Consider the following 9820-nt stretch of genomic DNA (forward strand, 5'->3'; position numbering starts at 1 on the left):
CGGTAGGCGGGAAGGGTGGCCGGGGCGGCGTCGAGGTCCACGGCGGCGAGGGCGTCACGGAACATGCCCGCGTCGGACAGCCGCTCGGCCGGATCCGCGGCCAGAGCGTGCCGGAGCACCTGGTTCAGGGCCGCGGGCGCCCCGGGGAGGTCGGGGTAGGGCCAGGTGTGCCGCACGATGAGCTCGGCGAGGCTGAGCTGCGTCCCGTCGTCGGGGTGGTGCGGCGGGAAGCCGCGCAGCAGGGCGTACACGGTGGCGGCCAGCGAGTACACGTCACCGGCCGGGCCGGGTTCGGCCAGGTGGAAGGCCTCGGGCGGCGCGTACGCCGGGGTCAGCGCCTCCCGGGTCACGGACAGGTCCCGCCCCGGCCGGGGCATCGCCGCCAGCCCGAAGTCGGTGAGGGCCACCCCGCCGTACCGGTTCACCATGACGTTGCCGGGTTTGATGTCACGGTGCAGCACCCCCGCGGCGTGGGCGGCGGCGACCGCGTCGGCGAGGCCCACGCCGATGTCGCGCGCCTCCTTGGCCGGGAGCGCGCCCTGCCGGTGCAGGCGTTCTCCCAGCGATCCGCCGGGGCACAGTTCCAGCACCATGTACGGGCGGTCGTCGGCGAGGACCCCGGCGTCGTACACCGGCACGACGTGCGGGTGGCCGGACAACTGCCCGGCCGCCGTGACCTCGCGCAGGAAGCGCTGCCGGTCGCGAGGGGTGGCCAGAACCCTGCCGTCCACCTTCAGCGCGACCTCGCGCCCCACGGCGAGTTGCCGGGCCCGGTACACCGTGGCGAACCCGCCCCGGCCCAGGACCCCTTGGATCTCATACCCGGGCAGTTCCATTCTTTCGGACACGCGGCGAGACTCTAGCCGAGGGCGCGGGCGACACGGCTCGCGGGTCCGGTCACAGGTATTCGGTCGCCGCGTCCAGAAGCCAGTCGGTGAGATAGCCGGCGAAGGACGAGCGGACCAGCACCCAGAACCCGGCGTCGGGCCGGTCCCGGGCGACGACCACGACCTGGGTGCGGCCGAGGGTCGTCTGCGCGCAGCGGCCGGGGCCGAAGGCACGCGGGTGCAGGTCCAGCGGGCAGCCGTGGGCCAGCAGGTCGCGGGCTCGGGAACCGGAGACGAGGAGGGTGGTGCGCTGCGCCGAGACGTCGGTGACGGCGACGGGTTCGTCCCCGGCGGCGTCTCTGACCCGGTCCTCCAGACGGCCGGCGTTCCCGGGCGGGCCCACCAGCAGCCATTCGTCCGGGCCGAGCCACAGCGTGGTCAAGTCGCCCTCGCGTACGGCGGTGTCGGGTTCGAGCGGGAGCCCGAGGGCGTCCGCCGCGCCCGACTTGGCGTCGAGGCGGACGTTCACCTGGGTGAGGAAGGGGAGTTCGGCGAGCCGGACCGCGCCGCCGGAGGCGCGGGTGGCGGCGGCCAGACGGTCCCTGGCGTGCGCCAACGGGCTGCGGTGCAAGGCGGTGTCAGCCATCGCGGCGGGCTCCCTCGGGGTCGTAGAGGACGGGGCTTGCGACGGTCACGGGGACCAGCCGGTCGCCGACCGGCGCGTAGAGGCGCTCGCCGACGCGGTCCCGGCCGCCCTTCACCAGGGCGAGGGCGAAGGTCCGGCCCAGGGCCGCGCTGCGGTAGCTGGAGGTGACGTGGCCGAGCATCGGGACGGGCGGGGCGGGCAGCACGCTGTCGGCGACCAGGTGGGTGCCCTCGGGGAGGAAGGTGCCGGGGTCCTCCGGCAGCAGTCCGACCAGCTGCTTGCGGTCCGGGCGGACCGTGTCGGCGCGGGCGAAGGAGCGTTTGCCGATGAAGTCGGGCTTCTTCTTCGACACCGCCCAGCCCATGCCGAGGTCCTGCGGGGTGACCGTGCCGTCGGTGTCCTGGCCGATGATCGGGTAGCCCTTCTCGGCGCGCAGGACGTGCATGGTCTCGGTGCCGTACGGGGTGATGCCGTAGGGGGCGCCGGCCTCGTACAGGGCCTCCCAGAGGGAGCGGGCCTCCCACGGGGACACGTTGATCTCGTAGGCGAGTTCGCCGGAGAAACTGATCCGGCACACTCGGGCGTCGATGCCGGCGACGGTCGTCTCGCGCCAGGCCATGAACGGGAAGTCGTCGTTGCCGACGGCGAGTCGGGGGGCGAGCGAGCCCAGGACCTCGCGGGAGCGCGGGCCGACCAGGGCGACGGTGGCCCACTGTTCGGTGACGGAGGTGCAGTGCACGCGCAGGTCGGGCCACTCCGTCTGGAGCCACTCCTCCATCCAGTCCAGTACGGCGGCGGCGTTGCCCGTGGTCGTGGTGACCAGGAAGCGGTCCTGGGCGAGACGGATGACCGTGCCGTCGTCGAAGACCATGCCGTCCAGGCGGCACATGACGCCGTAGCGGATCATGCCGACCTTCAGGGTGCTCATCATGTTGGTGTAGAGCAGGTCGAGGAAGGCAGCGGCGTCCGGGCCCTGGACGTCGATCTTGCCGAGGGTGGAGGCGTCCATGAAGGCGACGCCGTCGCGGGCGGCGGCGCACTCGCGCAGCACGGCCGTCTCCATGTCCTCGCCGTCCTGCGGGTAGTACCAGGGGCGCTTCCACTGGCCGACGTTCTCGAAGAGGGCGCCGTGCTCGACGTGCCACTCGTGGAGGGCGGTCGTCCGGATCGGGTCGTGCAGGGCGCCGCGGTCGCGGCCCGCGAGGGTGGCGAAGGAGACCGGCGTGTAGGGGGGACGGAAGGTGGTCGTGCCGAGGGCGGATATGTCCACACCGAGGAGTTCCGCCACGACGCCGCTGGTCAGGACGGAGCCGGTCTTGCCCTGGTCGTTCGCGGTGCCCGCCGTGGTGTAGCGCTTGGTGTGCTCGACCGAGCGCATGCCGGCGCCGGTCGCGCGGGCCAGGTCGTCGACGGTGACGTCGCGCTGGAGGTCGACGAAGCGGGGGGCGCCTGCCCTGCCGGGGACCGTGAAGACGTGCATGGGCGGGGTGTGGGGCTGCGGCAGGCTGTCCGGGACGCGGGGCAGCCCGGCCTCGACGGCACGGGCACCGGCAGCGGCGCCCTCCGCGAAGGCGGTGGCCAGGTCGAGGGTGCCGTTCGCGCCGCCCGCCACCTCGACGGCCTGGCGGCAGGTGTCGGGGACGAAGGCGCCGAGGGTGGCGTCGTGGCGCAGCCGGCCGCCGGCCTGGCTGAACAGGTGCGCGGCGGGGTTCCAGCCGCCGGAGACGAGGAGGAGGTCGGCCGGGAAGTCCCTGCCGCCCGTCGTCTGCCCGTAGGGGGCCACGGTGACGGAGGTGAGCCTCGGGTCGCCCTCCGTGCCGATGACCGCGTGGCCGGTGAGCACCTCGATGCCGGCCTCGCGGGCGCGCTGCGCCCACTCCCCCGCGTCGGGGCGGGTGTCCACGATCGCCGGCACCGCCACACCGGCCGTGCGCAGGTCCAGTGCGGCCGCGTAGGCGCTGTCGTTGGTGGTGAAGACGACCGCGTGACGGCCGGGGAGGACGCCGTACCGGTTGACGTAGGTGCGGGCGGAGGCGGCCAGCATCACGCCGGGGCGGTCGTTGTCGGCGAAGGCGAGGGAACGCTCGTGGGCGCCGGTGGCCAGGACGACCCGGCGGGCGCGGATCCGCCAGACACGCTCTCGGGAGACGTGCGCGGGAGCGTCGGCGCCGAGGTGGTTGGTGCGGCGCTCGACGGCCAGGAGGTGGTTGTCGTCGTAGTACCCGAAGACCGTGGTGCGGGTCAGGACGCGGACCTCGGGGGCCGCCGCCAGTCGTGCGGTGACCTCCGCGACCCAGTCGAGGTGCTCGGCCGTGCCGAGGAGACTGCCGCCGGGTTCGGGCTGGTCGTCGGCGAGGACGACACGGGCGCCGGTCCTGGCCGCTGCCGCGGCAGCGGCCAGGCCGGCCGGGCCCGCGCCGACGATCAGCAGGTCGCAGTGGGCGTGTACGGCGTCGTAGCGGGCCGGGTCCGGTTCCGTGGCGAGGCGGCCCTGACCGGGCAGGCTGCTCGCCACCAGGCCGTCGTGGAGCTCGACGGCGGTCGCGGGGAGCATCGGCTCGGGGAACGGCGCCTCGATCTGGACGACCGCGTTGGGCTCCTCCACGCCTGCGGAGAAGATGCCTCGCGGGCGTCCGAGTTTGATGCTGGTGCCGGCTTGGATGACGCCGTTGGCCAGGAGGGCGGAGGCCAGGGTGTCGCCCTTGCGTCCCTCGTACTCGGTGCCGTCGAAGGTGAAGGTGAGGGGTTCGCGGTCGTCCCGGCCGCGGGTGCGGTGGGGGTGCGGCTGTGCAGTGGGCTCTGCCGCCGGGTCCCCGGCCGGCCCTGAAGGGGCCTCGTCCTCGAACGCCGGACGGGCTGACGCGGCCGGCGCCGGCTCCAGGATCTCGTTCGTCGCCGTGTCCCGGACCACGTTGAACCAGCGGCGGCAGCCTGCCGCGTGGCTCCAGCGTTCGGCGAAGGGGCCCTTGGGGTTGTCGCGGAAGAACAGGTAGCGGGCCCACTCCTCGTCGCCGAGGGACGCCGGGTCCTGCGGGTAGGGCACGTGAGCCTGGCCGCCGTAGTGGAACTCGGCCTCGTTGCGGGGCCCGCACCACGGGCAGGGGATGAGCAGCATGCTTCGGCTCCCAAGTGGTCCAGGATCTAGTGGGCCACCGCGGCCGCGCCGTGCTCGTCGACGAGCGCGCCGGTGGTGAAACGTTCGAGCGAGAAGGGGGCGTTGAGGGGGTGGGGCGTGTCGTGGGCGATGGTGTGGGCGTAGACCCAGCCGACGCCCGGGGTGGCCTTGAAACCGCCCGTTCCCCAGCCGCAGTTGAGGTAGAGGTTGTCCACCGGGGTGAGGCCGACGATCGGCGAGGCGTCGGGGCTGACGTCGACGATGCCGCCCCAGGTGCGCAGGACGTGGGCGCGGGCGAAGACGGGGAAGAGCTCCAGGGCGGCCGACATCTGCTCTTCGATGATGTGGAACGCGCCGCGCTGGGTGTACGAGTTGTAGGAGTCGATGCCCGCGCCCATCACCAGTTCGCCCTTGTGCGCCTGGCTGACGTACACGTGGACGGCGTTGGACATGACGACCGTGGGATGCACCGGCTCCAGCAGCTCGGAGACCAGGGCCTGCAACGGGTGGCTCTGGAGGGGGAGTTCGATGCCGGCCATCGCGGCGAGGACCGAGGTGTGGCCGGCCGAGCACAGGGCCACCTTGCCGGCCGCGATCGGGCCGAGGGTGGTCTGGACGCCCACCACCCGGCCGCCGACCACGTCCAGGCCCGTCACCTCGCAGTTCTGGATGATGTCGATGCCGGCCGCGTCCGCCGAGCGGGCCAGGCCCCAGGCCACGTGGTCGTGCTTGGCGATGCCCGCCCGCGGCTGGTAGGTACCGCCGAGGACCGGGTAGCGCACGTCCGGGGAGATGTTGACGATCGGGCAGACCTCTTCGACCTGCTGGGCGTCCAGCCACTCCGCGTCGACGCCGTTGAGGCGGTTCGCCTCCACCCGGCGCACGCTGTCGCGGACGTCCTGGAGGCTGTGGGCGAGGTTCAGCACACCGCGCTGGGAGAAGAGGATCGGGTAGTCGAGTTCCTCGGCCAGCCCCTCCCACAGCTTGAGGGCGTGCTCGTAGATGCCGGCGCTCTCGTCCCACAGGTAGTTGGAGCGGATGATGGTGGTGTTGCGGGCCATGTTGCCGCCCGCCAGCCAGCCCTTCTCCAGCACCGCGACGTTCGTGATGCCGTGGTTCCTGGCCAGGTAGTGGGCGGTCGCCAGGCCGTGGCCGCCGCCGCCCACCACGATCACGTCGTAGGAACGTTTCGGCTCGGGGGTGCGCCACAGCCAGTCGGGGTGTTCGGGGAGTTCGGCGCCGGGGGTGCGGGGGCTCATCGGGCGTCGCCTTCCTCGGACAGGTGGGGGTAGAGCGGGTGTTTCGCGGCCAGGGCCTCGGTGCGGGCGCGCAGGCCGGGGACGTCGGGCTCCGGCTGGAGGGCGAGGGCGATCACGTCGGCGACCTCGCTGAAGTCCTCGTCCGTGAAGCCCCGGGTGGCGAGGGCGGGGGTGCCGATGCGCAGGCCCGAGGTGACCATCGGCGGGCGCGGGTCGAAGGGCACGGCGTTGCGGTTGACGGTGATGCCGATCTCGTGGAGGAGGTCCTCGGCCTGCCGGCCGTCCAGCTCCGAGTGGCGCAGGTCGACGAGGACGAGGTGGACGTCCGTGCCGCCGGTGAGGACCCGCACGCCGGCCGCCGCCGTGTCGGGGCGGGTGAGGCGTTCGGCGAGGATGCGGGCGCCGTCCAGGGTGCGCCGCTGGCGTTCGGCGAACTCGGGGGACGCGGCGACCTTGAACGACACCGCCTTCGCCGCGATGACGTGCTCCAGCGGGCCGCCCTGCATTCCCGGGAACACCGCCGAGTTGATCTTCTTGGCGAGGTCGGCCTCATTCGTGAGGATCACTCCGCCGCGGGGGCCGCCGAGGGTCTTGTGCGTCGTGGTGGTCACCACGTGGGCGTGTGGTATCGGGCTGGGGTGCAGACCGGCCGCCACCAGGCCCGCGAAGTGCGCCATGTCGACCATCAGCAACGCGCCGACCTCGTCGGCGATCCGGCGGAAGGCCGCGAAGTCGAGTTGCCGGGGGTACGCGGACCAGCCCGCGATGATCATCTTGGGGCGGTGTTCCTTGGCGAGCCGCTCGACCTCGTCCAGGTCGACCAGGTGGTCCGTCTCCGAGACGTGGTACGGCACGACGTTCAGCATCTTGCCGCTGTAGTTGATGCGCATGCCGTGGGTGAGATGGCCGCCGTGCGCGAGGTCGAGGCCGAGGATGGTGTCGCCGGGCTGGAGCAGGGCGAAGAAGACGGCGGTGTTGGCCTGGGCGCCCGAATGCGGCTGGACGTTCGCGAATCCCGCGCCGAACAGGGACTTGATCCGCTCGATCGCCAGCCGCTCGGTGACGTCGACGTGTTCGCAGCCGCCGTAGTAGCGGCGGCCGGGGTAGCCCTCGGCGTACTTGTTGGTGAGGACCGAGCCCTGCGCCTCCATCACGGCGGAGGGCGCGAAGTTCTCGGAGGCGATCATCTCGAGGGTGGACTGCTGGCGGTGGAGTTCGGCGGCGAGGGCGGCGTGCACCTCGGGGTCCAGCTCCGCCAGGGGGGTGTTCAGCGCGTTCACAGGGCGTTCGCGTTCCTCTCCTGCTCAGCCTCGGAGGCGGGACATGGTCGGGTCGAACAGGGGCTCCTCGGCGACGACCGCCGCCACTCGCTGGTCGAAGTAGCCGATGTGGACCGTGGTGCCGGGGGTCGCGAGCTCCGCCGGGAGCCAGGCGTAGGCGATGCCCTTGCCGATGGTGTAGCCGTAGGCGGCGCTGGTGACGTACCCGACGGGGCGGTCGCCGTCGTAGACCGGCTCCTTGCCCAGGACGACCGACGCCGGGTCGTCGATGGTGAGGCAGGTCAGCCGCCGTCGTACGTCCTCCTTGCGGCGTTCCAGGGCCGCCTTGCCGATGAAGTCGTCCTTGTCGGGCTTCACGGCGAAGCCGACGCCGGCCTCGTAGGGGTCGTGCTCGTAGGTCATGTCGGTGCCGAAGGAGCGGTAGCCCTTCTCCAGGCGGAGGCTGTTGAAGGCGCCGCGGCCGGCGACGACTCCGCCGAGCGGTTCGGCGGCGGCCCACAGGGTGTCCCACAGTTTCTGGCCGAGGTCTGCGGTGGTGTACAGCTCCCAGCCGAGTTCGCCGACGTAGGAGAGGCGCATCGCCGTCACCGGGACGCTGCCGATGTGGGCGCGCTTGGCGCGGAAGTACTTCAGGCCGTCGTTCGAGAAGTCCTCGTCCGTGAGGGGCTGGAGGACCTTGCGGGCGAGCGGGCCCCACAGGCCGATGCAGCAGGTGCCGGGTGTGATGTCGCGGACCTGGACGGTGCCGTCGGCGGGCAGGTGCCGGGTGAACCAGTCCAGGTCCAGGTTGCCGTTGGCGCCGACCTGGAAGAGGTCGCGGGCCAGGCGGGCGACGGTGATGTCGCTGCGGATGCCGCCGTCGTGGTCGAGGAGCAGGGTGTATGTCACCGAGCCGACGGACTTGGCGACCTTGCTCGTGGTCAGCCGCTCGAGGAAGGCGGCGGCGCCGGGGCCGGTCACCTCCAGCCGCTTGAGGGCCGTCATGTCGTACAGGGCGACGGTCTCGCGGGTGCGCTGGGCCTCGGCGCCGACGATCGGCGACCAGTACTGCGCCGCCCAGTCGCCCGGGGTGGGGATGCCGCGGCCCTCGACCAGCGATGCGTTGGCCTCGTACCACTGCGGGCGCTCCCAGCCGTTCGCCTCCAGGAAGAAGGCGCCCTGTTCCTGCTGGCGGGTGTGGAAGGGGCTGGTGCGGATCGGGCGCGGCTTCCCGGAGGGCTGGAGGGGGTGGAGGATGTCGTAGACCTCGACGAAGTTCTGGCAGTCGCGGGCCAGGACGTACTCCGGGGAGAGCTGGTGCGGCTCGAAGCGGTTGACGTCGCACTCGTGCAGGTCGAAGGACGAGCAGAAGCCGTCGACCAGCCATTCGGCCATGGCCCGGCCGACGCCCGCGGAGTGGGTGACCCAGACGGCCTCGGCGACCCAGAAGCCCCTGACGTCCGGGGACTCGCCCAGCAGCGGGAAGTTGTCGGTGGTGAAGGAGAACAGGCCGTTGATGCCCTCCTCGACCTTCGCCTCGCTCGTGGCGGGCAGCAGGGAGCGGGTCTCGGTCCAGGCGTCCTCGAAGTCCTCCTCGGTGAACTTCAGGACCGAGGGCATGGTCTCGGCCTCGTCCACGGAGAGGATGTCGTCGGCCGAGATCGGCATCGGGCGGTGGCCGTAGTAGCCGATGCCGATGCCGTCGAAGCGGTCGCGGTAGTAGAGGTCGGCGTCCTGGTGGCGCAGGATCGGGCGGACCGCCTCCTCCGTCTGGCCGGCCAGCGCCGGGACCGGGCCGGTCCAGGCGAGCTGGTGGGCGAGCGGGGTGAGCGGCAGGTTCATGCCGACCATGCGGGCGATCTTCGGGCCCCAGATGCCGGCGCAGCACACCACGATGTCGGCCTCGATCTCGCCCTGGTCGGTGCGGACGCCGGTGACGCGGCCGTCGGCCTGCTGGACGTCGAGCACCTCGTGGCGGGCGAGGAAGCGTACGCCGCGTTCGGTGGCGCGGCGGATCTGGGCCTCCACGGCGAGGACGGCCTTGGCGAGTCCGTCGGTGGGGACGAGGAGGCCGCCGAGGACCCGGTCGCGGTTGACCAGCGGGTGCTGTGCGACACACTCGTCGGGGGTGAGCAGCCGCGACTCGATGCCCCAGGCGGTGATCCAGCCGTGGCGGCGGTGGAGTTCGGTGAGGCGCTCGGGGGTGGTGGCGACCTCGAGGCCGCCGACCTGGAGGAAGCAGGGCTTGCCGTCGACGTCGAGGGAGCAGAACTTCTCGACCGTGTAGCGGGCCAGCTCGGTCATCGTCTTGGAGGAGTTGGTCTGGAAGACCAGGCCCGGAGCGTGCGACGACGAGCCCCCGGTGGCGGGCAGCGGGCCCTGGTCGACCACGGTCACTTCGGTCCAGCCTCGCGCGGAGATCTCGTCGGCGAGGGCCGCTCCCACGACGCCCGCTCCGATGATGACCACTCGGGGTCCCGCCATCGCCCAACCTCCGAACTCGAAACCAGTCCAGTTGCTGTCAGCGCAACTTGATTCAGGTTGCGCAACTCAATGTGCCTGTCTCCGACGAGAGGTGTCAAGGGGTCCGTGGTGCGGGAGAACGGGCCTGACCACGGGCCGGAACGCGGGCGGGGCCTGTCGCTCGCTCGCGCGGACGGCGAAGCCGTCCAGGACGGTGCCGTAGGTCTGGCTGATTCTCGCTCCGTACGAGC

General features: G+C 72.2%; 6 protein-coding genes. All 6 read right to left on the reverse strand.

The genetic code is table 11. The features are described from left to right. On the reverse strand, positions 1–848 hold an 848-nt coding region (locus ABT057_RS31370), incomplete at its 3' end, for a serine/threonine-protein kinase (protein ID WP_352347013.1). Positions 849–897: 49 nt separating this feature from the next. Then, positions 898–1473, reverse strand: a complete 576-nt coding sequence (locus tag ABT057_RS31375) for a sarcosine oxidase subunit gamma (protein WP_352347014.1) — start codon at positions 1471–1473, stop codon at positions 898–900. Beyond that, on the reverse strand, positions 1466–4588 hold the full coding sequence (locus ABT057_RS31380) for a sarcosine oxidase subunit alpha family protein (protein ID WP_352347015.1): 3123 nt from the start codon (positions 4586–4588) through the stop codon (positions 1466–1468). Before ABT057_RS31380 ends, ABT057_RS31375 begins: the two co-directional genes overlap by 8 nt. 26 nt (positions 4589–4614) lie before the next feature. Further along, positions 4615–5847, reverse strand: a complete 1233-nt coding sequence (locus ABT057_RS31385; RefSeq protein WP_352347016.1) for a sarcosine oxidase subunit beta family protein — start codon at positions 5845–5847, stop codon at positions 4615–4617. Next, positions 5844–7127, reverse strand: coding sequence for a serine hydroxymethyltransferase (glyA, locus tag ABT057_RS31390; protein WP_352347017.1), 1284 nt, complete (start codon positions 7125–7127; stop codon positions 5844–5846). Before glyA ends, ABT057_RS31385 begins: the two co-directional genes overlap by 4 nt. Before the next feature lie 24 nt (positions 7128–7151). After that, positions 7152–9590 carry a GcvT family protein gene (locus ABT057_RS31395; RefSeq protein WP_352347018.1) on the reverse strand — a complete coding sequence of 813 codons (2439 nt, stop codon included), beginning with the start codon at positions 9588–9590 and terminating at the stop codon, positions 7152–7154. Positions 9591–9820 lie beyond the last annotated feature (230 nt).

Origin of the sequence: Streptomyces sp. NPDC002588 (assembly GCF_040295925.1) — a bacterium.
GTDB lineage: Bacteria > Actinomycetota > Actinomycetes > Streptomycetales > Streptomycetaceae > Streptomyces.

Bases quoted from the DNA above. Each gene is read 5' to 3' on its own strand.
- ABT057_RS31375 (WP_352347014.1), bottom strand. From the start codon at position 1,473: ATGGCTGACACCGCCTTGCACCGCAGCCCGTTGGCGCACGCCAGGGAC.
- ABT057_RS31380 (WP_352347015.1), bottom strand. From the start codon at position 4,588: ATGCTGCTCATCCCCTGCCCGTGGTGCGGGCCCCGCAACGAGGCCGAG.
- ABT057_RS31385 (WP_352347016.1), bottom strand. From the start codon at position 5,847: ATGAGCCCCCGCACCCCCGGCGCCGAACTCCCCGAACACCCCGACTGG.
- ABT057_RS31395 (WP_352347018.1), bottom strand. From the start codon at position 9,590: ATGGCGGGACCCCGAGTGGTCATCATCGGAGCGGGCGTCGTGGGAGCG.